Annotated in this window: 1 pseudogene; it reads right to left on the minus strand. The window is 72.4% G+C overall.

Annotated elements, in window-relative coordinates:
• Positions 1-46: 46 nt before the first annotated feature.
• Positions 47-388, minus strand: a pseudogene (locus B9S61_RS03570) (regulator); the annotation flags it as partial.

A 388-nucleotide genomic window follows, 5' to 3' on the forward strand; every position in this document is an offset into this window, starting at 1 on the left:
CGGGGTGGGCTCGGGAGTTGGGTGGTGTGGAAGAGGGGGTGAGGGGTCAGGTGTGGGAGGATACTCGGTCGCGGTAGGTGCGTACGGGGGGCGCGTCGCGGTAGGGTTCCAGTTTGCGTTCGAAGTCGCGGACGTACTCCAGCGCGCGGACCGAGCGCATCTCCGCCGCCTGCCCCGCGGCCTCCGCCGCCAGCTGGCAGGCCTGGTCGAGTTCACCGAGTCCCAGGCGCGCCGTGGCCAGGACCATCCGGCAGAACAGCCGGCTCCGGGCGTACCCCGGTGCCCGCAGCTGCAGCGAACGCTCGGCGTGCTGCGCGGCGGCCCGGAACTGCTGGAGGTCCCGGTGGCAGTGCCCGAACTCGTCGGCGAGCTGGGCCTCGTCGAAGGA

Origin of the sequence: Streptomyces sp. SM1 (genome assembly GCF_002910825.1) — a bacterium.
GTDB classification, from domain to species: Bacteria; Actinomycetota; Actinomycetes; order Streptomycetales; family Streptomycetaceae; genus Streptomyces; species Streptomyces okerensis.